A 23588-nucleotide genomic window follows, 5' to 3' on the forward strand; every position below is an offset into this window, starting at 1 on the left:
GCTGTCTTAGCCTGTGTTTAAATAAAGGGGAATCGCTTTCGGGTGTCAGCCGTTCCACGGCCCAGTATAATCGGCATAGAGCTTTGCCGGATCGGGCCGCGGCCGTTCCGGCGCCGGGCCCTGGTAGGAGCCGACATGGATGAAGCCGACGACGCGCTCCTGCGGCGCCAGCCCCAGGATCGCCCTGCCCTCCGCGACGTCGGAATACCAGTTGCTGATCATGTTGGTGCCATAGCCCAGCGCGTTGGCCGCGATCATCAGGTTCAGCGCCGCCATGCCGCCGGACAGGAACATTTCCCATTGCGGGATTTTTGGATTGTCCTTCGGAACCGACACCACGCCGATCACCAGCGGCGCGCGGGAAAACCGCGCAAGCTCCTGGTTGCGGCGGTTTTCCGGCAGCGGCCCTTCGCGCTGTTCGGCGAGCGCCGCCAGCTTCCTGCCGATCTCGAATCGCGCCTCGCCGCGATAAAGGATGAAGCGCCACGGCTCCAGTCGGCCGTGATCGGGCACACGGCTTGCAGCCGCGATCATGGTCGCGATATCGGCATCGCTGGGCGCCGGTTCCTTCAATTCAGGAATCGGTGCGGAGTTTCGGGTCAGCAGGAAGTCGATGATCGGCGACGCCATGGGGCCAGGTCTCCTAAAGCACTCGATTTTGAGCTGAAGCGCGCCATTGCGGGTGGGGCGGCTCGTGCATTGGCGCGGACGCGCCGAACGAAAGAGCCGTTGCCAAGGCGGATCGGACTCTTAAGCCTTGAAATTGCCACCGCCTTGGGCTTCAACGCAAGGCATGTTTGAGGGGACATCGCGCCTTTTCCTGATTTGGCTCGCCGTAGCGCTGTTTGCGCCGGCCTCGATGGCCATGGCGCAGAATGCCGACGGCATCGGCAATCTGAAACTTCCCGATATTTCGAGCTATGCGACGCCCAAGGGCGAGACGCCGCTGGCGCTCAGTGGCGGCGGCGCCATAACGCTGTCGGCGCAGTTGACCGACAAGGGCGCCGACATCACGCGCGGCATCGTCTGGCGCGTCTTCAAGCCCGAGGCCGCCGGCGACGGCAAGCTGCCGATGGTGGCTTCCGCGCGTGGCGGCAGCGCTGTGTTCCAGCTCGAGCCCGGCAGCTATCTGGTCCACGCCTCCTACGGACGCGCCGGCGCCACCAAGCGCATCACCGTCGGCAAGGACGCCAGGCGCGAAAGCCTGGTGCTCGATGCCGGCGGCCTCAAGCTCGACGCGGTGCTGTCGGGCGGCGTGCGTATTCCGCCGAAAAAACTGCGCTTCTCCATTTATGAGGGCACCGCCGAGGCCAATGGCGACCGCGCTTTGATCATTCCCGATGTCGAGCCGAACAGCGTCGTGCGGCTCAACGCCGGCGTTTATCATGTCGTCTCCACCTATGGCGCGGTCAATGCCGTCATTCGCTCCGACATCCGCGTCGAGGCCGGCAAGCTGACCGAAGCCACCGTCGAGCATCGCGCGGCGGAGGAGACCATGAAGCTGGTGCGCGAGACCGGCGGCGAGGCCATCGCCGATACATCCTGGTCGCTGCTCAACGAATCCGGCGACCCGATCAAGGAGGCCGTCGGCGCCTTCGCCTCGATGGTCTTGGCCGAAGGCCAATACACCATCATCGCCAAGAACCGCGACCGCATCTACCAGAAGGATTTCACCGTCGTTGCCGGACAGAACCAGGAGATCGAGGTCCTGGCCACCGAGGCGTCGGCCATCGATCCCGAGGAAGGCGCCGACTGACCGGCGCGCCCATTGGCCTCGGTTTGGCTCTCAGTTGAAGTGGTAGTTCAGGGCTACGTCAGGCGGCCTTGTGCAGGCGGCGCTGCAGGAAGTGGACCCGGCCGCGCGGCGCGTCGGGCGCTAGATCGAAGACGCCGCGATGAAGGCGATCAAGCAAGGTCTTGCGGTCGCGCAATGGCTCCAACTCATCCCAGCTCAGCACATCGCCGACGCGCACGTCGATCGTCTTGCCGGACAGCCGCGCGAATTCGCGGATGAGCATTGAAAGGCGCAACGTCAGCGACGCCTTGCCGACGAATTTCGCCAGCCTTCCTTCGCGCTCCCCCATGTTCATCGGGCCGCTGACCAGATGGAACAGCCGGCCGTTCTGCCCGGAAAAATGCATCGGCACCACCGACGCCTTGGCGTCCTGAACGAGGCGCGCCGGAAACATCTTCCACGGCAGGTCGCGCGCCCGGCCAAAGCCTTTCGGCGCGGTGGCGACGCCGCCGGCCGGAAATACCACGATGGTGACGCCCTCCCTGAGCAGCCGCACCGCCTCGTGGCGTACCGCCAAGTTGTTCTTCACCGCGTCCTTGGTCTCGGAAAAGTCGATCGGCAGCGAATACGGTTCCATCTCGCGGATCTTCAGCAGATCCTTGTGGATCATGACGCGGAACGGACGCCCGAGCTGCTCGACGAGCGACAGCACGGCAATGCCGTCGCCAATGCCGAACGGGTGGTTGGCTACGATCACCAGCGGCGTGTCGGGCAGCCCCGCCGGCGGCCACTGATCGGTGCTGCGCACCTTGACGTCGATCAGCTGCAGCATGCGGCTGAACACCCGCTCGCCGGTCGGCGCCACCTGGCGGCGCCAGAAATCATAGAGCGCGGCATAACGGTCGCGCCCCGACAGACCTTCAATGGAATGGATGAACCAGCGCTTCAGCGCCGGCTGGCTCGCATTGGCGTAGGAGAGTTCGGGAAACGGTCTTTCCCGTATCTTCAGCTTGAGCATGGGGGCTCGTTACAAGGTTGGCGTGACAGGCATGTGAAAATGGCGGTGGATCGCTCCACCGCCATTTCTCCGAAATATTGATTGCTCAGGCCGCGCTGCGCCTTCGGTCGGGCGAAACAGCCTCGTCGGAAAGCAGCTTCAGCGCGTCGGCCAGCTTGAGCGATTCCTGATCGCGCGAGCCAAGCCGGCGGATGTTGACCGTCTCCTCCTCCGCCTCGCGCTTGCCGCAGACGAGGATCACAGGAACCTTGGCCAGCGAATGCTCACGCACCTTGTAGTTGATCTTCTCGTTGCGCAGATCCGGTTCGGCCAAAAGTCCTGCCGCCTTCAACTGTGCGACAACCTTTCGCGCATAGTCGTCAGCATCCGAGGTGATCGTCGCCACAACCACCTGCAGCGGCGCGAACCACAGCGGGAAATGGCCGGAATAATGCTCGATCAGGATGCCGAGAAAGCGTTCCATCGAACCGCAGATGGCGCGATGCACCATCACCGGCTGCTTCTTTTCGGAATCCGAACCGATGTAGAAGGCGCCAAAGCGTTCCGGCAGATTGAAGTCGACCTGCGTGGTGCCGCACTGCCATTCGCGGCCGATGGCGTCCTTCAGCACATATTCGAATTTCGGCCCGTAGAAAGCGCCCTCGCCCGGATTGATCGAGGTCTTGATGCGGTTTCCCGAGCGCGTCCTGATTGTATCCAGCACGTTGCCCATGATCGCCTCGGCATGATCCCAGGCCTCGTCGGTGCCGACGCGCTTATCCGGCCGCGTCGACAGCTTCACGCTGACATCGTCGAAGCCGAAATCGGCGTACGTCGACAGGATTAGATCGTTGATGCGCAGGCATTCCGCGGCCAGCTGCTCCTCGGTGCAGAAGATGTGCGCATCGTCCTGCGTGAAGCCGCGCACGCGCATCAGCCCGTGCAAGGCGCCGGACGGTTCGTAACGATGCACATTGCCGAATTCCGCAAGCTTTACGGGCAGATCGCGATAGGATTTCAACCCATGCTTGAATATCTGCACGTGGCCCGGACAATTCATCGGCTTCAGCGCGAACACGCGGTCGTCGTCGGTGTCGTCGCCGGCCACCGTCACCTTGAACATGGCATCGCGATACCAGCCCCAGTGGCCCGACGTCTCCCACAGGCTCTTGTCGAGAACCTGCGGTGCGTTGACCTCCTGGTAGCCCTGCTCGTCGAGGCGGCGGCGCATGTAGTTGACCAGATTCTGGAACATCTTCCAGCCCTTGGCGTGCCAGAAGACGACGCCCGGCCCCTCTTCCTGGAAATGGAACAGGTCCATCTCGCGGCCGAGTTTGCGGTGGTCGCGCTTCTCTGCCTCTTCCAGCATCGTCTGGTAGGCATCGAGTTCAGCTTGCTCGGCCCAGGCCGTGCCGTAGATGCGGGTCAGCATGGGGTTGTTCGAATCGCCACGCCAATAGGCGCCGGCCACCTTCATCAGCTTGAAGGCGTTGCCGATCTGCCCGGTGGAGGCCATGTGTGGGCCGCGGCAGAGGTCGAACCAGTCACCCTGGGAATAGATCTTGAGATCCTGGTCTTCGGGAATGGCGTCGATCAGCTCGAGCTTGTAGCGCTCGCCCTTCTCGGCAAAGACCTTTTTCGCCTTGTCGCGCGACCAGACTTCCTTGGTGAACGGCTTGTTACGCGCAATGATCTCGCGCATCTTCTTTTCGATCACCGGGAAATCGTCAGGCGTGAACGGCTCGTTGCGGGCGAAGTCGTAATAGAATCCGTTCTCGATCACCGGCCCGATGGTCACTTGCGTTCCCGGCCACAGTTCCTGCACGGCCTCCGCCAGCACGTGTGCTGCATCATGACGGATGAGCTCCAGCGCGCGCGGATCGCTGCGGGTGATGATCTCGACCTTGCCGGACTTGCCAAGCGGGTCGGAAAGATCGCGAACGGTGCCGTCGATGGCATAGGCGACAGCCTTCTTGGCCAGCGACTTCGAGATCGATTCGGCGAGGCCCGCACCGGTCATCGCCGCGTCATAGTCGCGGACGGAGCCATCGGGAAATGTCAGGGAAACGGAATTCAGCATCGGGTATCTCCTATCCAGTCCCGCAAACGAGCGCGGGTGGTCGTGGTGTGAAGCCGGAGGCATCCGGCACCGGGCGGGTTTTAGAGGCCACGCGGCATCAGGTAAAGAGCCGTCGTTGGCGCAGCTGTCAGGAAATGGCGCGACAGATGTCGCAGGCCAGTCGCACAGGCTTGCGAATTTCCCCGACACGAGGTTGGAATCCCCGGCATGGAAGACGCAAAACCCAGCCGAACCGCCTTGGGCGTCGCGCGCATGCGGGCCCTCCACCAGTTCTCGCAGCAGGCGGCGCTGTTTCGCGACCCATATGCGAGTGCGATACTGGGCGATGCCGCACCGACGGTGCAGGAGCTCGAGCAGGAAGGTGAGCGCAGCCGGCGCATGCGCCTGTTCGTGGCAGCGCGCGCCCGCCTCGCCGAGGACTGGCTGGCTGCGGCGGTGCGCCGGGGCGTCCGGCAAGTGGTGGTGCTCGGCGCCGGCCTCGACACTTTCTCGCTGCGCAATCCGTACCCTGATGTCGCGGTGTTCGAAGTCGATCACCCGGCGACACAGGCCTGGAAACGGAAATGCATCGCCGATGCTGGTCTTGCTGAACCGCGGGCCACCATGTTCGTGCCGGTCAACTTCGAGCGCCAGCGCCCCGCGGATGAACTGGCATCGGCCGGTTTGCGGCAGACCGAGCCCAGTTTCTTCATCTGGCTGGGTGTCGTTCCGTATCTGAGCCAGGACGCAATCTTCAGCACCCTGTCCTGGATTGCCGGCATGCCCGGTTCGGAGGTCGTCTTCGACTACAGCGAGCCGGCCGAGAACCGCGATGCGGCTGGACAGGCTGCCCTCTCTTTCCATGCGGCGCGCGTCGCCGCTGCCGGAGAGCCCTGGATCAGCTTCTTCGTGCCCGCGGCACTGGCGCAATCGCTACGCGAGCTCGGCTTCGATGAGATCGAAGATCTGGAAAGCAGCGACATCGCCGCCCGCTTCTCCAGGACGCCAAAGGCGGATACAAGGAATTCCGGCGGCCACTTCCTTCGTGCCCGCCGGAGCACTTGAAGCTAAAGCAAGTTCACTTCACCAGTTGCGGCAACTCCCTCAGTAACGCCGCGCGTGTCGCCGGGCCTTTCGGCATGTCGATCGGCTTGGTGTCGACGACCAGCCGGGCGAAGACGATCCGGCGGCCGCCCTTTTCGGCCCAGCCGACGAACCAGCCCAGCGCGCGCTTGTCCTTGCTGTTTCCCAGCCTGGTGCTGCCGGTCTTGCCCCGCACCGTCCAGCCGCCGGCCTGGAAAGTCGGCAGGATGGCTCGGGTCATCTCATGCGCCTTGGCAGAAACCGGCATCTTGCCGGCGAGCAGCTGGCGCAGGAAGGCTGTCTGTTCGACCGGCGATATCTCAAGCGAGGAATTTATCCAGGATTGCGTGAGCCCGTTGTCCTTGTCGGCATCGCCCGAGACATCCATGTTGCCGTAGCCGAATTTCGAGACGTAGCCGGCAAAGCTTTTTGCGCCGAGCCGGCGCACGATCTCGCGCGAATACCATACGATCGAGTCGCGCTCCCAGATAGTCGGGTCGACGGCTTTGTGGTCGCGGCTCACGGCCCTGAATTCAGGCTTGTAGTCCCAGGTCGGCGTATGCGCATCGCTCAGGATACCGCTGTCGTAGCCGATCAGCGCCAGCGGCACCTTGAAGGTCGACGCCGGGCTGACGCGTTGGTCGCAGACGCCGCTTTGATAGAGCGTCTCGCCGCTCGCCGCGTCCTGGATAAGCGTACAGGCGACATCGCCAAGCGGCGCCGATTGCGCCCGCATCGGAAATCCCAGAAACCAGGCCAGCAGGAAGAGGACCGCGGCAATGATGAAGGGATGGGTTTCGATCCGACGCATGTGGGCTCTCCTGGGAATGACAGGAGGCGCTTAGCGAAGTGTCTTGGCTCGATTTTGACTCAAATGCGCAGTCTTTGTGCAGCCCGTTGTTAACCTTACCGGATTGTAAAGAAATGCCGCGCTGGCGATCTGGATCAGGGACCAGCGCGCCCGCCGTCAGGCCTCGCCGCGCTTCCTGCCGATCTGCCAATAACGCCATGGCATGAACCAGACATAGCGCTGATCGAGTACCTCCGGCACGCGATCGATGCCATGCGAACCGAAAGGGCCGCAGCGCAGCACGCGGAACAGCCCCATGAAGCCGCCGGCCCACAGACCATGGCGGGCGATCGCCTCATGCGCGTATTCGGAACAGGTCGGCAGATGCCGGCAGGAATTGCCGACAAATCCGGACAGCGTCAGTTGATAGAGGCGCACCAGCGACGTGCCGAAAATGCGGCCGGGTGTTTTGCGCCAGGGACCGGGCCAGTTGCGCCCGCGCCGGGTCCGTCCGGCGGCATGCACATGCCGATGCTGGTCGCCCACCGCAGTCTCTTTCCGAACGCGACCCGAAACCGGCTTCCGGGTCAGCTTGCGTTTCCAAACCGATAGATGTGAGCTTCGGCCGGCAAACGCAATCCTCTTCACTCACTCGCCTCTTTGTCGGCTTCAGGGTCGCGAGCGGCGAAAGGGATGCCGCTCCGCTGGAGCCGCCCAGCGGGTGGCCGGCCTTTGCTCGGTGCGCTGCACATGATGCTGCCTGTCGCCACGCCATTGAAACGTCGCGATCCGCATCACATCGCCAAAGATTTCCAGAAACTGGATCATGTCCGTGTCTCCTCTAAGAGCGGATTAGACGCCCGCTGGCCTTCGCCTTCAAACGAGTATAATTTCCGGTTCGGATAACTTCGGGTTATGCGAAATGAAGCGCGGACGGTTGCCCCTGACGGCGTTGCGAAGTTTCGAGGCAGCCGGCCGGCAATTGAGCTTTAGCCGGGCCGCCGAGGAGCTGTTCGTCTCGCAGGCCGCCATCAGTCGGCAGATCCGCGAACTCGAGCAGTTCCTGCACCAGCCCTTGTTCCACCGTCATCACCGCCGCGTCGAGTTGACCGAGGCCGGCCAGCGCCTGCTCGATCAGCTGGTCAGGAGTTTCGATGACATCGACAGGCTGCTTTCGGACCTGGTGGCTGTTCCGGCGCAGTCGGTGGTCCGCGTCAGTGTCGAGCCGTCGCTGGCCTCGGTATGGCTGTTGCCGCGGCTCAACCGCTTCAGCCAGTTGCGGCCCGATATCGACGTTTCCCTCGAAGTTGACCCAAGGCCGATCGAGTTCCGCAGCGATCAGCCCGAACTCGCCTTGCGCTTCAGCGCGCGCGCCACCTCATGGCCGCGCAGCGAGGCCGAATGGCTAGCCTCGACCGTCGATTCACCGGTCCTGTCGCCGGCCTTGCTGGGATCGGGCCCTGCCCTCGAAAAGCCGCTCGACCTTGCCCGCTACACGCTGTTGCACGAGGAAAATCGTCAGGGCTGGGCGCGCTGGTTCGAAGCGGCTGGCGTCGCCGCCGACGCCATTCCGGCGCGCGGCCCTATGCTGGCGGATGTGTCGCTGTCGAAGCAGGCCGCCCTGCTCGGCCACGGCGTGGCGCTGGGCGACCTCTTGCAGATCGGCGAGGAGATTGCGTCCGGCGCGCTGATCAAGCCGTTCGACATCGACGTCGCATCCGGCGCCTACTGGCTGGTGGCCAGGAGTTTGAAGGACCTGCCGGAGCCGGCTAAGGCCTTTGCCGACTGGGTGAGAAGCGAATTTGCCGAAAGCAGACGGGCGCAGGAACAGCAGACCTAAGCCGTCGTGCTTCTTAAGCCCTCGGTTCTATTTCTGCTGCGCGCCGGATGACATCACTCGGCCGTCGAAATTGACCGTCGTCTCGCGCCAAGCCTGGTAGCTATCGGCATAAATCGCAAGGCCAATGAAGGGCGCACAACGGGTAATCGCCCGAACTGCGCTGTCATCGAACTTCTTGCCCTGTGGTTCTGTTGCAAGATTGAGTACCTTCGGCGGCGCCGCCAGCGAACCATCCCGGTTAAAGCTGATTTTGACGCGTGTGGCCACAAGTTCGTCGCCGACGGGGATAATCCAGCAGCCAGCCAGCTTGTCAGCGAGGTAGGCGGCAGCCTTCTGCTGCGAGGCGTTTTCTGCGCCGGCAGCATAGCCACTCGTGACCAGCGAAACCACAAGGCCCGAAGCCACCATCAACCAATGCAAACACTTCCTCCGTCATGTCCTGCGCGAAGTCTGCGCTATGTCACACCGCTTCTTCCGCGCGCTTCTTCTCGATCTGGCCTATGGCATCGACGACCGCATCGAAGGTCAGCATGGTCGAGGCATGACGCGCCTTGTAGTCGCGCACCGGCTCCAGATATCTCAGATCGGCAAAGCGGCCTTGCGGCGGCGCGCCGTTTTCCTTGAGCATCTTCAGCATGGTGTCGCGCACCGCCCGCAATTCGTCGGCGCTGGCGCCGATGATATGTTGAGCCATGATCGAGGACGAGGCCTGGCCGAGGGCGCAGGCCTTCACGTCATGCGCGAAATCGGTGACGACGCCATTGTCCATCTTGAGGTCGATGGTCACCGTCGAGCCGCACAATTTGGAATGGGCCTTGGCCGTCGCATCCGGATGATCGAGCCGGCCGATGCGTGCGATGTTTCCGGCAAAACCCAGAATTTTCGCATTGTAGACGTCGTCAATCATATTTTTCCAATCCGTCGCCGCCAAGCGAACAGCGATTGCCGCTGTGGCGTCTTTCATTCGCTGCGTACGACCATATATAATGGTGGCAGTCGGGTATCGACAAGGCACTGCAAAGCCATCGTCCTTGCCCATTTCGTTCACGCCGCTTGCGGGCTGGAAACAGGGCGAGTTTTCAGCACCCGAAAGGTCGTGGTCCGTTCAACTCGTTCCTTCTGAGAGAGGAACTACGGGAGACGCCTTTATGGATGCCGTCATCAAGAAAATCATGCCCCCTTCCGACTATCTGGACAAGCCGGTCACCGACAGGCCGAGCGAAGCCGAGGTAGAGGCCGCCGTGCGCACGCTGTTGCGCTGGACCGGCGACAATCCGGACCGCGAGGGCCTGATCGACACGCCCAAGCGCGTCACCAAGGCCTTTCTCGAAATGTTCAACGGCTATGACATGTGCCCGGCCGAAGAGCTCGGCCGCACCTTCGAGGAAGTCGCCGGCTATGACGATCTCGTCATCGTCAGGGATATCCAGTTCCACTCGCATTGCGAGCACCACATGGTGCCGATCATCGGCAAGGCGCATGTCGGCTACCTCCCGGACGGCAAGGTCGTCGGCCTGTCCAAGATTGCCCGTGTGGTCGATATCTTCGCCCATCGCCTGCAGACTCAGGAGGCCATGACCGCACAGATCGCCGGCGTCATCCAGGACGTGCTCAATCCGCGCGGTGTCGCCGTCATGATCGAGGCTGAGCATATGTGCATGGCCATGCGCGGCATCCGCAAGCAGGGCTCCACCACGCTGACCTCGACCTTCACCGGCGTGTTCAAGGACACGCCCGAGGAACAGGTCCGTTTCGTCACCATGGTGCGCGGCCTCGGGGCGTAAGCCCCTCGCCGGCATCGCTAGATCAAGGACCGGCGATGTCGGCACTAACATTTCCCAAGGCTCCATCAGACAAGAAGGCCCTCGAAGAAGGCGCGGTGTTTTCCCCGCGCTTCGATGCTGCCGGGCTGGTCACCGTCGTCGTCACCGACGCCGCTGACGGTATGCTGCTGATGGTCGCGCATATGAATGCCGAGGCGCTGGCGCTGACGCTCGAAACCGGCATCGCGCACTACTGGTCGCGCTCGCGCAAGGCGCTGTGGAAGAAGGGCGAAACATCAGGCAATTTTCAGACCGTCGTCGAGATGCTCACGGATTGTGACCAGGACGCCATATGGTTGCGCGTCAAAGTGTTGGGCCACGACGCAACTTGTCACACCGGCCGGCGTTCATGTTTTTATCGGACGGTGGGGCTAATCGGCGGCAAGGCAACGCTTGCCGGCGATGGCAGCACGCCGCTGTTCGATGCGGAAAAAACGTATCGGAAGCCCGCGTGAACCATTCAACAGTCGCAAACCACTCATATTCACTATTCTCAAACGTCCTTCCTGTAGAACGGACGCGGGACAAGGGAGATCATGATGCTCGAGTGGGCGTCATTGCGTAGCAGACCGGACGTGCGGGAGGCCAATGGCCCCTCATCGTCCGGCGGCGTGCCTGACCCGCAACCCGCGGGCAAGACAGGCATTTCGCTCGCGCTGGGCGGCGGCTGCGCACGCGGCTGGGCGCACATTGGCGTGCTGCGCGCGCTCGACGAAGCCGGCATCGAAGTCTCGATGATCGCCGGCACCTCGATCGGCGCGCTGGTTGGCGGCTGCTATCTCGCCGGCAAGCTGGACGAACTCGAGGAGTTCGCCCGCAGCCTGACCAAGCGGCGCATCTTCGGCCTGCTCGATCTCAATCTGCGCGGCAGCGGCCTTTTCGGCGGCATGAAACTGGACGTCAGGCTGCGCGAGCACATGGCAGGCATCCGCTTCGAGGATCTGACGAAACCCTTCGTCGCCGTTGGCGCCGAAATTCGCACCGGCCATGAGATCTGGCTGTCCAGCGGTTCCCTGATCACCGCGATGCGCGCTTCCTATGCGCTGCCCGGCGTGTTCGAACCGGTGAATTGCAACGGGCGCATCCTGGTCGACGGCGCGCTGGTCAACCCGGTTCCGGTCTCGGTCTGCCGCGCCTACGAGCAGCCGCTGGTCGTCGCGGTCAACCTTCACTACGATCTGTTCGGCCGCGCCGCCGTCATCAAGCACAGCGCCGGGGAACTGCTCATCGAGAAGGACGCTCCCCGGCCAGGCCAGGCCAGCCCCGACCACCAGCCGCACCAGAGCCGTCTCGGCATCACCGGCGTCATGGTCGAAGCCTTCAACATCATCCAGGACCGGATTTCACGCGCAAGGCTGGCGGGCGATCCGCCCGACATGTCGCTCCAACCGAAACTCAGCCATATCGGCTTGACCGAATTCCACCGCGCGGATGAGGCGATCAGCGTCGGTTACCAGGCGACGATGGCGCAGATCAGCGAGTTGAAGCGGCTGCAGACGGTTCTCGCTTAAACCAGTTCGGCAATGTCAGGCTTTGGCCGCATCGGTGATGCGGAACTGCACCGTGCGGTTGCCGTTCCAATAATTCCCCGACAGCGAGCCGGCGACATGGATCGTGTTGCCCCTGTTCTTGAACAGGAATTCGCCCAGCGCGGTATCGACGGATCGAAAGGCGATGCCCTGGATGCGGCCGCCGCTTTCCGACTGCAGATCAGCCCGGATGTGGTTGGTGCCGACNGTCGGCCAGCCGATGGCGCGGCAGCGCGAACACCGGCGCGACATGGCCGGCGCCGAAAGGCCCGGCCTTTTCCAGTGCATCGAGCAAAGCAATCGTCGCGCCCTCGGCGGCGAGCGCGCCGTCGACGGCCAGACTTTCTTCGTCCTGCAGCCGGAACACTTCGGCCGCCGCGCGCTCCTCGAAGAAAGCACGGAGTTCGCCGAGCTTGGCGCGTTCCACGGTGATGCCGGCGGCCATGCCGTGGCCGCCGCCCTTGACGATCAGCCCGGCATCGGCGGCTGCGCGCACCAGCCGTCCGAGATCGAAGCCCGACACCGAACGGCCAGAGCCGGTGCCGATGCCATTGGCGTTGAAGGCGATCGCGAAGGCCGGCCGCCGCGCATGGTCCTTCAGCCGCGAGGCGATCAAGCCGACAATGCCGGGATGCCAATTGGTGCTGGCGGTGACGATGATGGCCGGCCCGTTGCCGCCGGCAAGTTCGGCGTCAGCCTCGGCGCGCGCCGCTGCCAGCATCTCCAGTTCCATCTGCTGGCGTTCCTGGTTGAGCCGGTCGAGTGTCTCGGCAATGGTCCTGGCCTCAACCGGATCGTCGGTGGCGAGCAGCCGGCTGCCAAGTGCTGCATCGCCGATGCGGCCGCCGGCATTGATGCGCGGCCCAATCAGATAGGCGAGATGAAAGGTGCTTATCGGCTCACCGATGCGGGACACCCGCGCCAGTGCGGCGAGCCCCTCATTCTTCTGCTGCCGCGCCATCTGTAGTCCCTTGACGACGAAAGCGCGGTTCACGCCGATGAGCGGCACCACATCGCAAACCGTGGCCAGCGCCGCCAAGTCGAGCAACGACAACAGGTCCGGTGGCGCTGCGTCGGGCAATCGGCTGCGCAGGACCCTCGCCGTCTGCACCAGAGTGAGGAAGACGACACCGGCGGCGCACAGATGGCCTTGCCCGGAAAGGTCGTCCTCGCGATTGGGATTGACGACCGCGGTCGCCTCCGGCAGCGGGCCGCCGACCTGATGGTGGTCGAGCACCACCACATCGGCGCCTGCGGCCTTGGCGGCATCGATGGAGACAGCGCTGTTGGTGCCGCAATCGACGGTGACGATCAGCGTCGCGCCGCGCGAGACCAGTTCGCGCATAGCCTCCGGATTGGGGCCGTAGCCCTCGAAGATGCGGTCGGGAATGTAGATCTCCGAAGGCACCGAGAAATGCGTCAGGAAGCGCTTGAGCAACGCCGAAGAGGCGGCGCCGTCGACATCGTAGTCGCCGAAGATTGCCACCTTCTCCTTGGCCATGACCGCTTCGGCGATGCGGGTCGCAGCCTTGCCCATGTCGGTCAGCGAAGCCGGATCCGGCAACAGATTGCGGATCGTCGGATCGAGGAAGCGCTCGGCCTGGTCCGCGGTGACGCCCCGCCCGGCGAGCACGCGCGCCACAATGTCGGGCACGCCGTGGCCCTGCGCTATGGCGAGCGCAGTCATGTCCTGCCGCTCGCTCAACCGGTGTTCCCAGGAAACACCGGTCGCCGACTGCCTGACATCGAGGAAGAAGCGTTTGTCGCCCGTCATAGGAGGCGTAATCTATAGATTGTCATTTCCGGCAATATGCGACGGCTAAACAGGAAAGTCTCAAAACTTTTCCACATCCTGGTGACGCGCCTTGATCTCGCGGCTCACGCCTCCGCCCGAGCCCGATGATGATTGGTGGGTTCGACCTGAAATCTCAATCCGGCTCCAAATCAAAAAGATAGAGCATTATGGCGTCTGAACCACTTTTCAGCAGCAGCATCAATCGGTTAAAGGAGAAAAATGACTTGGCTTAGCCCGCACGCTCGATGCGGATAACCTGCGGCTTGTCTGTGAGGTGGCCGTCCTTGGTGATGCCGTCGACAGCCTTGCGCACCGCTGCTTCCGTCGTCTCGTGGGTGACCAGGATCACCGTCTTTTGCGCGTCCGTCTCGCCGCTGACGGCATGCTGGACGATCGATTCCAGCGAAATGTCGTTGTCCGCCATGCGCTTGGCGATCGCGGCGAAGACGCCGATGCGGTCGTGCACGGTCAGCCGGATGAAATAGCCGCCGGCATGGCTGCGCATCTGCGCCTTCTTGTAGGGGCGCAGTTCCTTGGCCGGCAGGCCGAACACCGGACCGTGCTGGAAGCCCGGCCGGCTCTTTGCGATGTCGGCGATATCGCCGACCACGGCGGACGCGGTGGCGTTGCCGCCGGCACCGGGGCCGGAGAGCAGCAGCTCGCCCAGAATGTCGGTTTCGATGGCCACCGCATTGGTGACGCCATGCACCTGTGCGATCACCGACGCGGTCGGCACCATGGTCGGGTGCACTCGCTGCTCGATGCCGCTGTCGGTGCGCTGCGCGACGCCGAGCAGTTTTATCCGGTAGCCGAGATCGGCGGCAGCGCGGATGTCGGCCTGGCTGATGTTGGAAATGCCTTCCATGTAGATGTCGTTGGCCGCGATCCTGGTGCCGAAGGCCAGGCTGGTCAGGATCGACAATTTGTGCGCCGTGTCATGGCCCTCGATATCGAAGGTCGGGTCGGCCTCTGCATAACCCAGCCGTTGCGCGTCCTTCAGGCACTCGTCGAAGGAGATGCCCTCGGCCTCCATGCGGGTCAGGATGTAGTTGCAGGTGCCGTTGAGGATGCCGAAGACGCGGGTGACCGAATTGCCGGCCATCGCCTCGCGCATCGTCTTGATGACCGGGATGCCGCCGGCAACTGCCGCCTCGTAGTTGAGCAGCACGCCCTTCTTCTCGGCGATTTCGGCAAGCGCCACGCCGTGCTTGGCCAACAGCGCCTTGTTGGCGGTGACGACATGACGTCCGGCTTCAAGTGCTGCCTTGACCGACGCGCGCGCTGCCCCTTCGTCGCCGCCGATCAGTTCGACGAAGACGTCGATATCGGCGGCCTGCGCCATCTTGATCGGATCGTCGAACCATTTGGCGGCGCTGAGGTCGACGCCACGGTCGCGCTTGGGATCGCGCGCGGAAACGGCCGCGACGATGACATCGCGTCCGCACTGGCGCGTCAGTTCCGCTGCCTTGTCGCGCAGCACGCGCGCCACCGAGGCGCCAACCGTACCCAGACCCGCAATTCCAACACGCAACGCTTCAGCCATGCCCGGCGACGCCCCTCAAAAAATCTACTCGAATAAGATGTGCGGCGACTTTAGCGATGCGCGGAAAGCGGCACCACATTGTTCGGCTGCTTGGCGCTGGACGCCAGGAAGCGCTTGATGTTGCGCGCCGCCTGCCGGATCCGGTGCTCGTTCTCGACCAGCGCGATGCGAACATGATCGTCGCCATGCTCGCCAAAGCCGATGCCCGGCGCCACCGCCACGTCGGCGTGCTCGATCAGGAGCTTGGAAAACTCAAGCGAGCCGAGATGCTTAAACGGCTCCGGGATCGGCGCCCAGGCGAACATCGAGGCAGCCGGTGCCGGAATGGTCCAGCCGGCGCGGCTGAAGGCGTCGACCATGACGTCGCGGCGCTTCAAATAGACCTCGCGCACTTCGGCGATGTCGGCGCCGTCGCCATTCAGCGCATGCGCCGCCGCCACCTGGATCGGCGTGAAGGCGCCGTAGTCGAGATAGGACTTCACCCGCGTCAACGCCGAGATCAGCCGCTCATTGCCGACGGCAAAGCCCATGCGCCAGCCGGGCATGGAGAAGGTCTTCGACATCGAGGTGAACTCGACGCAGACATCGATGGCGCCCGGCACTTGCAGCACCGAAGGCGGCGGATTGCCGTCGAAATAGATCTCCGAATAGGCAAGGTCCGAAAGGATGATGATGTCGTTCTTCTTGGCGAAGGCGACCACGTCCTTGTAGAAATCGAGCGAGGCGACCAGCGCCGTCGGGTTCGACGGATAGTTGAGGATCAATGCCAGTGGCTTCGGGATCGAATGACGGACACCGCGCTCGAGCGCCGGGATGAAGCCGTCATCCGGCTCGACCTGCAGCGAACGGATGACGCCGCCCGACATGATGAAGCCGAAAGCATGGATCGGATAGGTCGGGTTGGGGCACAGGATCACGTCGCCCGGCGCGGTGATCGCCTGCGCCATATTGGCGAAGCCTTCCTTCGAACCGAGCGTCGCCACCACCTGCGTGTCGGGATTGAGCTTCACGCCGAAACGGCGCTGATAATAGGCGGCCTGGGCGCGGCGCAGACCTGGGATGCCGCGCGAGGAGGAATAGCGATGCGTGCGCGGATCGCGCACCACTTCGCACAATTTGTCGACGATCGCCTTCGGAGTCGGCAGGTCGGGATTGCCCATGCCAAGGTCGATAATGTCAGCGCCGCGCGAACGGGCGCTTGCCTTCAGCCGGTTGACCTGCTCGAACACGTAGGGCGGAAGCCGGCGGACCTTGTGAAATTCTTCCATGTCAGTTCCAGACGATTTAAGATTGGCTTCAGCACAGTTGGCTTGGCTAGGCGCCCTTGGCAAAGACCGCTTTCGGCGCGCGATATAGCCTTATTTGCAGGTAGGGTCGAGGGCGGGATCGCATTTGGCTTCGATCTGCTTCAGCGTGTCCTTGCCATGGTTCTTCGCCAGCGAATTCAGCGCCGCCGGGCTGGTGGACGGGGCACCGCCGCCGCCCTTGGCCACTTGCCCCTGCTGTTCGCCCTTCAACTGGGCAAGCTTGGCCTGCGTCTCCTCAGGGGTGAGTTGCTTTGCCGCCACCTGCGGTGGGATGTTGAGATTGGGATAAGAGCCGGTGTCCTGCGCGCCCTGGGTCAGGCCGACATTCATCCCGTTGCCGGTGTTGGCGCTCGTGCAGCCACTTGCCGCCAGCAGCCCTGGCGCCAGACAGGCGATTGCAACCGCGATGCGGCAAAAGCGGCCTGCCCCCGAAAAAATGGTCTCGCCGGTGTTAATCGTCATATTGTTTTCCTGGCAGCCGGGGTACAGCGCATTGGACCCGGTCAGATGTCCCATGATAATATGTCAAGAAAACGCCTCGGGAGGAACCCCGCGAGCCATGTCCAAAACACCTGATTCGAGCAAAGCGGAAGATGATCAATCTTCGACCGTCGAGCAATATCTGGTGAAAGACCCGGAACGCTTAGCGTTGAACATGGCGCGCATGGTCGAGCAGGCCGGCAAAGCCGCCTCCGCCTGGGCCGAGCCGCGCGAAAAGGGCGAGGTGCGCGATCATGTCGCCGAACCCGTGGTCGACATGGTAAAAACCTTTTCCAAGCTCAGCGAATATTGGCTGGCCGACCCGCAACGCGCGCTGGAAGCGCAGACGCGACTGTTCGCCGGCTACATGACGGTCTGGGGCAACGCCATCCAGAAGGTTAGCCCGAATGCCGAGGCGCCCGAAGATGCGGTCAAGCCCGAGCGCGGCGACAAGCGTTTTCAAGACCCCGAATGGGGTCGCAACGCTTTCTTCGATTTCCTCAAACAGGCCTATCTCGTCACCTCGCGCTGGGCGGCCGACCTGGTCGAGCACGCCGAAGGCCTCGACGATCACACCCGCCATAAGGCCAGCTTCTACGTCAAGCAGGTGTCCAATGCCATCTCGCCGTCGAACTTCATCCTGACCAATCCGGAGCTGTTTCGAGAAACCGTTGCCTCGAATGGCGAAAACCTGGTGCGCGGCATGAAGATGCTGGCCGAAGACATCGCCGCCGGCAAGGGCGACCTGAAGCTGAGACAAGCTGACTATTCGCCCTTCGAGATCGGCAAGAACGTCGCGACATCTCCCGGCAAGGTGGTCGGGCGCAGCGATGTCGCCGAAATCATCCAGTACGATCCGACGACGGAGACGGTGCTCAAGCGCCCGCTGCTGATCTGCCCGCCCTGGATCAACAAGTTCTACATCCTCGATCTCAACCCGCAAAAGTCCTTCATCCGCTGGGCGATCGAGCAAGGCCATACCGTGTTCGTCATCTCCTGGATCAATCCCGACGAGCGGCACGGCGCCAAGGGCTGGGAAGCTTACATACGGGAAGGCCTGCAATACGGCCTCGACACGATCGAGAAGGCGACCGGCGAGAAAGAGGTCAACGCCATCGGCTATTGCGTCGGCGGCACGCTGCTGGCGGCCGCACTCGCACTGCTGGCACAGGAAGGCGACAACCGCATCAAATCGGCGACCTTCTTCACCACGCAGGTCGACTTCACCCATGCCGGCGACCTGAAAGTCTTCGTCGACGAGGACCAGGTGGCAGCGGTCGAGAAATCGATGAACGAAAAGGGCTACCTCGACGGCACCAAGATGGCGACCGCCTTCAACATGCTGCGCTCGGGCGACCTGATCTGGCCTTATGTCATCAACAATTACATGCGCGGCAAGGATCCCCTTCCCTTCGACCTGCTCTACTGGAACGCCGATTCCACCCGCATGGCGGCCGCCAACCACTCCTTCTACCTGCGCAACTGTTATCTCGAGAACAATCTGACTCGTGGCGTGATGGAACTCGCCGGCCGCACTGTGTCGCTGGCCGACGTCACCATCCCGGTTTACAACCTGGCGTCGAAGGAAGATCACATCGCGCCGGCCCTTTCGGTGTTTCTCGGCTCGCAATATTTCGGCGGCGACGTCGAGTTTGTGATGGCTGGTTCCGGCCACATTGCCGGTGTGGTCAACCCGCCGGCAGCCAAGAAATACCAGTACTGGACCGGCGGCAAACCGACAGGCGATTTTGGCCAGTGGCTCGCCTCCGCGGTGGAGCATCCCGGCTCCTGGTGGACGCACTGGCAGCACTGGATCGAAACCCAGGACGACACCCTCGTTCCGGCCCGCAAACCGGGCAAGCATATGAAAACCCTGGGTGATGCCCCCGGCACCTATGTGAAGGTGCGCGTGTAACGGCCGGCACCTTTTGCAGGTGCCTGTGTGTAACGGAATGTAATGTCTGGTGAGTTGACGAGCCGGCAAAACGGGGCGAAATGGTGTCGTCAACCTTCAAGAAGCCTCAATTGGCCTCCAACGAGCAAATAATTCAGAGGCTTGCAGAATTGACACAAGTCTCGTTTCCGGTTTGGGAACACAAGGTTATTGGATGTGAACGTTTCGACGCCGCACCAATAGCAGGCCGACCGGACACCGAGGGGGAATTTAGTTTTGAAATCAGCAGGATCGCGTCTCGCGGGGAGAGAAGGTCGCACTATAGCGGCAGCGCTTTTCTCCGTGCTTCTGGCGTCCTGCACCTCCGCCGGCGACCCCACAATGTCCGTCGGCATGCCTGGCTACAACGCGACCGCTTCTGACATCGCCGCGGCTTCCGGCGCCAGCCCTGCGGCGCCGGGCGATTCGACCGTGCAGGTCACATCCACCGGGCCGCAGATGATGATGACGGCAGCGGGCGATGCGACACTGCCCGAGCAGGTCGCCTATGTGCCGGTGGCCAAGCCCGGCACCGGCTTCCCGGTCAATGTTCCCGCCGGCTCCGAAACCATTGTCGGCCAGACGCCGCAGTCGCTGCAGCAGTCAGCACAGACCGCGGCCGCAACGGACGCCGTGGCGCAGAAGATCGCCGCCGCCGATGCCGGCGTGACCGCACCGAAAGCGACGGCAGCGGCACCCGCGACCAACGAGGTATACGTGACCGCCGCGCCCCAGCAGATCGACACGCCGAAGAAGGGCTTCCTGGCCTCACTGTTCAGCACCACGCCAACCTCGGCGGCACCTGCTCCGCTGGTCAACTCGCGCTCGGGCGAACAGCCTGCGGTTGCTTCCCAGAAGGCCGTCCCGGCAAAGCCGATCATCACGCTAGCGTCAGCCAATTCCGCCGACAAGCCCTTGCAGCTTGCCTCGCTTGGCAACGAGAGCAACCACATCACCGGCAGCGATGCCTTGCCCGGGGTGCGCCAGACGGCGCTGTTCGAGATCAAGCGCAAATCCGGCCTCGACGACGAAAGCGACGTCGACCTGAACGAGGACGAGGGTTCGGGCGGCGCCTATCAGGTGGCCTCCGCCGCCGGCCTCGCCCGGCTGGCGCCCAATGGCCTGTTGAAGCAAAACGAGAGCGTCGACGTCGCCTGCCTGAAGCCGTCGCTGGTGCGTGTGCTGAAGACCATCGAAGGCCATTACGGCCGCAAGATGATGGTCACATCAGGCTACCGCGACCCGGCCCGCAACCGGCGCGCCAACGGCGCCAAGAATTCGCTGCACATGTATTGCGCCGCCGCCGACATCCAGGTTCCCGGCGTCTCCAAATGGGAACTGGCGAGCTACATCCGAACCATGCCCGGCCGCGGCGGCGTCGGCACCTACTGCCATACCGAATCCGTTCACGTCGACGTCGGCCCCGAGCGCGACTGGAATTGGCGCTGCCGCCGGCGGGGTTAGCATCCCCATTCGGCAAACGGGCCGAGGGGCCGTTAGCAGCCTGCCGTTTTTCCCGATTAGCTATCAGCGACGTTCGAGATTAGCCGAGGCACCCGCGACTTCGTCATCCTATGGCGAAGCAAGGCGCGCAGCGACGCAGCGCAGACCATAGGATGACGACTGCGCGGGGCGTTCAGGCTAATCTCCAAAGATGTGCAATGACGCGAGGGCAGAAAACCTGGGCTGGCTCACAAACTGGCCCTTTTCGCCCCTCTTGAAAAAAGTTTCCGCATCTGGCGGCTGATGGGTTGCCGGTTGGCAACAACGCAATTATAAGCCGCTTCGTCTGAGCGCGCCCATCGTCTAGCGGTTAGGACACCGCCCTTTCACGGCGGTAACAGGGGTTCGATTCCCCTTGGGCGTACCAGACTAATCAAGCACTTAGCGACTTTCCTCCCTTCCCTGTCCAATATTTGGCCAATATCCATCCGGCGTTTGTCGAGCGTCGCGACTCCTGTCACACTCGAATCAGGCTTGGAGGGAGGCAGCAATGGAAGTCGACTGGGCGGAAATCAGAGCAAATCGGTACGCTTCGGCGCCGCCACCTCCTGAATGGCCCGCCGGTATCAAGGTGACCAGCCTTGAAGGCTTAACCCTCTTGGGGATGCACCCGGTCACGAACCAACTGTATTGGGATGGCCAGGAACTGGCGACGGTGAAGCGGCTCGCGAACTTCGAACGGGGAATGGCGCTGGCCGTAACGATTGCCACCGTCGTCTTGGCCCTTATTGAAGTTGGACGCGCCGCCGGCTGGATCACAACGTAAAAGCCCGCCACCGTGAGCCGGCGGGCTTTTCGGGAGGCACTCTCTGGCCACAAGAAACCCGCCGCTGTGAGGGGGGCCCAGGGCGGCGGGTTCTGCACCTTGAATAGAGCGGCCATATTCCTGAGAAAGCCGCTGCACGACATAAACCCGCAGAGGCGGCTCTTGTTCCAGACAATTTTAAGAACCGGCCAGCACTTCCTGCGATTTGAGATCCTCGCCCCACATGACAGTTTCGCCATAGGTATCCGGGCATGGCTCGGCGTCCGCGCCTTCCTCGTCGTCGGCGTTGTCTAGCTCTAGATCATCAAGGCAGCCTAGCGACGGCTCGTCGTCTGCGGTTTCCTCCAGATCGCAATCGGCTTCCATGCAGTCCAGCGCCGTTATGAGGCTCATGGCACGGTCTAGGAGGTCGTTCAGGCGCTTCTCGACCGACTGGCGCCAGATGCGCGGATCCACGCCCTGAGGGCAGCCCAGTGGCTTCAGCGTCCGAACATGCGCGTTCATAGCCGCACCCCCTTCCCGTCGCGGTACAGCGGCTCATCCAGCCAGCCCGATGGCTGCTTCTGCAGGCCGATGATGTCGTGGTTCCACTCGATAACACCGCTAGGGCAGCGCGGGTCTGTGCCTGCTTCGTAGGTGACCAGCTTCGGCCCGAGCCACGAAGCATCTTCAATCGTGCGGCAGCCCAGCGCCGCGAACTCGCGACGGTGACCGCCTCCAATGAGCCAGCCGTGATGGCCGATCGTCAGTTCGTCCATGGCCGCGGCAAACTGGTCGTAGTGATGGCGAGCGCGTGCGAGCGCCGTAGGTCCGGCGCGTGTTGTTGTTGATGCGGCGGCAAGTGCAAATGCGGTTGCCCCTGCGCCCAGCAGCAAGCGCCGCCGGTCGAATGTCGTTGCTATCGTGTTCATGGTTGAGGTCTCTCTGGATTTCGGCTTGTCACGGCCGGTTGCCAGCGAACAGCACTGGCGCCGGGAGGGTGACAACATGGCCAGAGACCATGCGCGACGGCTTTTCCCTTGCGGGTCTTGTATAGCCGCCGCTCTCCCGACATAGTGGTGCCGGTCGCGCCGACGGCTGTCAGCACGGTCGATTTCGTAGACGGATTGATCCCGGCAAGGATCGCCTCGCCTACGCTCTGGTTGCCTCAGGCCCGGCAAGGCCATCGGCGGGAGTTGTCACGCTCCGCCTGGCACGATGTTCCTGTTCGCTGAAATCGTCAAGCCGCTCCCTTCGGGGGGAGCCCGCTTGCGCGCGCCTGCCAGTTGCGCGATGCTGCCCTTGGGGAAAGTGGGAGGGGACATCATGCCTGGGTTGGGTTGGAAGGCGCTGACAGTCGGCTTGGCGCTGTTTGTCGGCATTAGCGGCGCATCCGCGCAGAACTATAGGGATCAAGCCAAGGCCCTCTGCGCCTCGCGGTACCCGGATAGCTACTCCCTCCAAAAGCTTTGCTACGATAACGAGATGGACGGAATGAGGTTTGTGGCCGATCAAGCGGAGCAAAGTGCCGAATACGGGAAAATGGCCGCGCACTGCATGACACGATACAAAAAAGGCGACGGCTATCAGTGGTCTCTGGCAAAGCTCTGCTTCGAGAATGAAATCGATGCGTACAAGGCCCTGAATCCCTAAAGCACCGTGTGCGGCCCGTGCGTCTCTTGGCGGCTCGCTGTGGCCCGCAGGGCGCGCGCATTCGACCTTGCCCGGAAAAGATCGACCTGGGCTTGTTTCTCCTCCTCACGGGCTTTCCGGTAGATCTCGGGCAATGGCTGCCAGTCCTTTGGCTTGTTCTTCATGCACCACTTCGGCCGGCGGCATCCCCAGTGCTCGATCGCGACGAGATCTGATCCGTCAAACCAGCACGACACGTTCAGCTTGGCGAAGTGGAGAACTCGAGCCGCCCACCAGACCCGATCGATTTCGAGGTCGACCGGGCCTTCCTTCCATGGGGTCCATCCCTTGCCAGGTCGCTCGATAAGCTCGTGGTCTTGCAAAAGGGCGCACCTCACGCTGAAGGATGCCCGATATTGCATAAGCCGCGGCTTATCGGCAAGCCGCGCGCGCTGTCTCGCAGCTACTGGAACGAGATGCCCACAGCCTTGATGATCGAGCCGGACAGGGTGACGGTGAAATCTCTGGTCGCATCGTTCTCTGTTGTGGGTATCGACCATGCGTCGGTCGCAACAGGCCGATCGTTGGTCAAAGCAATCTCGTCATGAATNGTTCTCTGTTGTGGGTATCGACCATGCGTCGGTCGCAACAGGCCGATCGTTGGTCAAAGCAATCTCGTCATGAATTGGGCTGTCGCCCCCGCTCCATGAGCCGACTGCGCCACTGCCGGTGATCGTGCCCGAAAGGAAGAAAGCAACGCCGGAGGTTTTGACTTCGAGGTCCGTCAGCGTTTG

At 62.8% G+C, this 23588-nt stretch carries 24 protein-coding genes, 1 tRNA gene and 1 pseudogene; 11 read left to right on the forward strand and 15 right to left on the reverse strand.

What is annotated here, in order from left to right; genetic code table 11:
* Positions 1-45 precede the first annotated feature (45 nt).
* Positions 46-630, reverse strand: a complete 585-nt coding sequence (locus tag X726_RS165630; protein ID WP_023667611.1) for a nitroreductase — start codon at positions 628-630, stop codon at positions 46-48.
* A gap of 163 nt (positions 631-793) precedes the next feature.
* On the opposite strand from X726_RS165630, the gene X726_RS165625 reads away from it, so the two are divergent.
* Positions 794-1756, forward strand: a complete 963-nt coding sequence (locus X726_RS165625; RefSeq protein WP_023667612.1) for a hypothetical protein — start codon at positions 794-796, stop codon at positions 1754-1756.
* A 58-nt stretch (positions 1757-1814) separates the two neighbouring features.
* Here X726_RS165625 and X726_RS165620 read toward each other — a convergent pair whose 3' ends face one another.
* A complete protein-coding gene (locus X726_RS165620) occupies positions 1815-2753 on the reverse strand; it encodes a GNAT family N-acetyltransferase (RefSeq protein WP_023667613.1) in 939 nt (312 codons plus the stop codon).
* Between the two features lie 85 nt (positions 2754-2838).
* Positions 2839-4812, reverse strand: coding sequence for a threonine--tRNA ligase (thrS, locus tag X726_RS165615; RefSeq protein WP_023667614.1), 1974 nt, complete (start codon positions 4810-4812; stop codon positions 2839-2841).
* Positions 4813-5049: 237 nt separating this feature from the next.
* Between thrS and X726_RS165610 the strand changes: the two genes are divergently transcribed.
* Complete coding sequence (locus X726_RS165610; protein WP_245272021.1) at positions 5050-5856, forward strand: SAM-dependent methyltransferase; 807 nt, start codon at positions 5050-5052, stop codon at positions 5854-5856.
* 13 nt (positions 5857-5869) lie between these two features.
* Here X726_RS165610 and blaOXA read toward each other — a convergent pair whose 3' ends face one another.
* From blaOXA to X726_RS1000000171000, 3 genes are all read right to left on the reverse strand, one after another.
* Positions 5870-6685 carry a class D beta-lactamase gene (gene blaOXA, locus X726_RS165605; protein ID WP_023667616.1) on the reverse strand — a complete coding sequence of 272 codons (816 nt, stop codon included), beginning with the start codon at positions 6683-6685 and terminating at the stop codon, positions 5870-5872.
* A 156-nt stretch (positions 6686-6841) separates the two neighbouring features.
* Positions 6842-7210, reverse strand: coding sequence for a membrane protein insertion efficiency factor YidD (gene yidD / locus X726_RS165600; RefSeq protein WP_023667617.1), 369 nt, complete (start codon positions 7208-7210; stop codon positions 6842-6844).
* Positions 7211-7333: 123 nt separating this feature from the next.
* Positions 7334-7492, reverse strand: a complete 159-nt coding sequence (locus tag X726_RS1000000171000; protein ID WP_023667618.1) for a hypothetical protein — start codon at positions 7490-7492, stop codon at positions 7334-7336.
* Positions 7493-7586: 94 nt separating this feature from the next.
* Here X726_RS1000000171000 and X726_RS165595 point away from each other — a divergent pair, with 94 nt between their 5' ends.
* Positions 7587-8504 carry a LysR substrate-binding domain-containing protein gene (locus X726_RS165595; protein ID WP_023667619.1) on the forward strand — a complete coding sequence of 306 codons (918 nt, stop codon included), beginning with the start codon at positions 7587-7589 and terminating at the stop codon, positions 8502-8504.
* A gap of 27 nt (positions 8505-8531) precedes the next feature.
* Here X726_RS165595 and X726_RS165590 read toward each other — a convergent pair whose 3' ends face one another.
* Together X726_RS165590 and X726_RS165585 are read right to left on the reverse strand one after the other, a co-directional pair.
* The gene (locus tag X726_RS165590; protein ID WP_155923149.1) at positions 8532-8924 is read right to left on the reverse strand and encodes a hypothetical protein; all 393 of its coding nucleotides are present in this window, start codon (positions 8922-8924) and stop codon (positions 8532-8534) included.
* 40 nt (positions 8925-8964) lie between these two features.
* Entirely contained in the window at positions 8965-9411 is a 447-nt protein-coding gene (locus X726_RS165585) for an iron-sulfur cluster assembly scaffold protein (protein ID WP_023667621.1), read from the reverse strand.
* Positions 9412-9652: 241 nt separating this feature from the next.
* On the opposite strand from X726_RS165585, the gene folE reads away from it, so the two are divergent.
* The 3 genes from folE to X726_RS165570 all read left to right on the forward strand — a co-directional run bounded on the left by folE (position 9653) and on the right by X726_RS165570 (position 11838).
* Positions 9653-10288 (forward strand): GTP cyclohydrolase I FolE, encoded by a 636-nt coding sequence (gene folE, locus X726_RS165580; RefSeq protein WP_023667622.1) that lies wholly within the window; start codon positions 9653-9655, stop codon positions 10286-10288.
* 35 nt (positions 10289-10323) lie between these two features.
* Positions 10324-10782 (forward strand): phosphoribosyl-AMP cyclohydrolase, encoded by a 459-nt coding sequence (gene hisI, locus X726_RS165575; RefSeq protein WP_023667623.1) that lies wholly within the window; start codon positions 10324-10326, stop codon positions 10780-10782.
* Between the two features lie 84 nt (positions 10783-10866).
* Positions 10867-11838, forward strand: a complete 972-nt coding sequence (locus tag X726_RS165570; protein ID WP_023667624.1) for a patatin family protein — start codon at positions 10867-10869, stop codon at positions 11836-11838.
* Positions 11839-11853: 15 nt separating this feature from the next.
* Here X726_RS165570 and recJ read toward each other — a convergent pair.
* The 4 genes and pseudogenes from recJ to X726_RS165555 form a co-directional block, all read right to left on the reverse strand.
* Positions 11854-13630: pseudogene (recJ, locus tag X726_RS01000000166580) on the reverse strand (single-stranded-DNA-specific exonuclease RecJ).
* 250 nt (positions 13631-13880) lie between these two features.
* Complete coding sequence (locus X726_RS165565) at positions 13881-15194, reverse strand: homoserine dehydrogenase (protein ID WP_023667625.1); 1314 nt, start codon at positions 15192-15194, stop codon at positions 13881-13883.
* Between the two features lie 50 nt (positions 15195-15244).
* On the reverse strand, positions 15245-16462 hold the full coding sequence (locus X726_RS165560) for an LL-diaminopimelate aminotransferase (RefSeq protein WP_023667626.1): 1218 nt from the start codon (positions 16460-16462) through the stop codon (positions 15245-15247).
* Positions 16463-16552: 90 nt separating this feature from the next.
* Positions 16553-16963 (reverse strand): hypothetical protein, encoded by a 411-nt coding sequence (locus X726_RS165555; RefSeq protein WP_023667627.1) that lies wholly within the window; start codon positions 16961-16963, stop codon positions 16553-16555.
* Between the two features lie 97 nt (positions 16964-17060).
* Here X726_RS165555 and phaC point away from each other — a divergent pair, with 97 nt between their 5' ends.
* The 4 genes from phaC (at position 17061) to X726_RS165535 (ending at position 21183) form a co-directional block, all read left to right on the forward strand.
* Positions 17061-18896, forward strand: coding sequence for a class I poly(R)-hydroxyalkanoic acid synthase (gene phaC, locus X726_RS165550; protein ID WP_023667628.1), 1836 nt, complete (start codon positions 17061-17063; stop codon positions 18894-18896).
* A 360-nt stretch (positions 18897-19256) separates the two neighbouring features.
* On the forward strand, positions 19257-20378 hold the full coding sequence (locus X726_RS165545; protein WP_245259993.1) for a YcbK family protein: 1122 nt from the start codon (positions 19257-19259) through the stop codon (positions 20376-20378).
* A 331-nt stretch (positions 20379-20709) separates the two neighbouring features.
* Positions 20710-20784, forward strand: a tRNA-Glu gene (locus tag X726_RS165540).
* 123 nt (positions 20785-20907) lie between these two features.
* Positions 20908-21183, forward strand: a complete 276-nt coding sequence (locus X726_RS165535) for a hypothetical protein (protein ID WP_023667630.1) — start codon at positions 20908-20910, stop codon at positions 21181-21183.
* 177 nt (positions 21184-21360) lie between these two features.
* Here X726_RS165535 and X726_RS165530 read toward each other — a convergent pair whose 3' ends face one another.
* Together X726_RS165530 and X726_RS0134395 are read right to left on the reverse strand one after the other, a co-directional pair.
* Entirely contained in the window at positions 21361-21687 is a 327-nt protein-coding gene (locus X726_RS165530) for a hypothetical protein (RefSeq protein ID WP_023667631.1), read from the reverse strand.
* Positions 21684-22094: a hypothetical protein gene (locus X726_RS0134395; protein WP_031214503.1), complete on the reverse strand. Its 411-nt coding sequence runs from the start codon at positions 22092-22094 to the stop codon at positions 21684-21686. Before X726_RS0134395 ends, X726_RS165530 begins: the two co-directional genes overlap by 4 nt.
* Before the next feature lie 286 nt (positions 22095-22380).
* Between X726_RS0134395 and X726_RS165525 the strand changes: the two genes are divergently transcribed.
* The gene (locus X726_RS165525; RefSeq protein ID WP_023667633.1) at positions 22381-22815 is read left to right on the forward strand and encodes a hypothetical protein; all 435 of its coding nucleotides are present in this window, start codon (positions 22381-22383) and stop codon (positions 22813-22815) included.
* On the opposite strand, the gene X726_RS165520 is transcribed toward X726_RS165525, so the two are convergent.
* On the reverse strand, positions 22812-23177 hold the full coding sequence (locus X726_RS165520; RefSeq protein WP_156940605.1) for a hypothetical protein: 366 nt from the start codon (positions 23175-23177) through the stop codon (positions 22812-22814). The two genes, X726_RS165525 and X726_RS165520, sit on opposite strands and share 4 nt — an antisense overlap.
* Positions 23178-23588 lie beyond the last annotated feature (411 nt).

The organism is Mesorhizobium sp. LSJC285A00, from assembly GCF_000503155.1.
In the GTDB taxonomy this organism is placed as follows: Bacteria; Pseudomonadota; Alphaproteobacteria; order Rhizobiales; family Rhizobiaceae; genus Mesorhizobium.